1 protein-coding gene is annotated in these 1,120 nt (G+C 69.3%); it reads left to right on the top strand.

Annotation, left to right across the window (positions count from 1 at the left end):
* Positions 1 to 48: 48 nt before the first annotated feature.
* Positions 49 to 1,120 (top strand): AMP-binding protein (locus AB0L60_RS26355; protein WP_364618696.1); only part of this gene is annotated, 1,072 nt, incomplete at its 3' end.

Raw genomic sequence — 1,120 nt, forward strand, 5'->3', positions numbered from 1 at the left:
GCCGCCGTCACCTCTGCGCGGCCTGCATGCGAGAGAAGAAGAGACGAGATGACCGACACCACCGCCGACCACCTGGATGCCTATCCGCCCAGCGCTGAGTTCGCGGCCGCCGCCAACGGCGATGCCTCTCTTTATGCTCGAGCCCAAGCGGATCGGGACGGGTTCTGGGCCGAGCAGGCACGGCGCCTGTACTGGCATCAGCCCTTCACCCAGGTGCTGGACTGGGACGAGGCGCCCTTCGCCAAGTGGTTCGCCGACGGCAAGCTCAATGTCGCCTACAACTGTGTGGACCGGCACGTGCTCGACGGGCACGGCGACCGGGTCGCCATCCACTGGGAGGGCGAGCCCGGCGACTCCCGCGACATCACCTATGCCGAGCTGCTGGCCGAGGTGTCGCGTGCGGCCAACTACTTCACCGGCCTGGGGCTGGCCGCGGGTGACCGGGTCGCCATCTACATGCCGATGGTCCCCGAGGCCATCGTGGCCATGCTGGCCTGCGCCCGTCTGGGCCTGACCCACTCGGTGGTCTTCGCCGGCTTCTCCCCCAGCGCCCTGCGCCAGCGCGTCGACGACGCCGCGGCCAAGCTGGTCGTCACCACCGACGGCCAGTGGCGGCGCGGCAAGCCGGCCCCGCTCAAGGCGGCCGTGGACGAGGCTCTCGCCGAGGGTGATTCGACCGTCGAGCACGTCCTGGTGGTGCGCCGCACCGGCATCGAGACCGCGATGACCTCCGGCCGCGACCTGTGGTGGGACGAGACCGTCGCGCTCGGCTCCCCCGAGCACGAGGCGCAGGCCTTCGACGCCGAGCATCCGCTGTTCATCCTCTACACCTCCGGCACCACCGGAAAGCCCAAGGGCATCCTGCACACCTCCGGCGGCTACCTGACCCAGGCCGCCTACACCCACCACCACGTCTTCGACCACAAGCCCGGTCGCGACGTGTACTGGTGCACCGCCGACATCGGCTGGGTCACCGGGCACAGCTACATCGTGTACGGCCCGCTGGCCAACGGCGCCACCGAGGTCGTCTACGAGGGCACCCCGAACTTCCCCGACGAGCACCGGCACTGGCAGATCATCGAAAAGTACGGCGTCACCATCTATTACACGGCGCCGACGC

Source organism: Nocardia sp. NPDC051981 (assembly GCF_040680715.1).
GTDB lineage: Bacteria > Actinomycetota > Actinomycetes > Mycobacteriales > Mycobacteriaceae > Nocardia.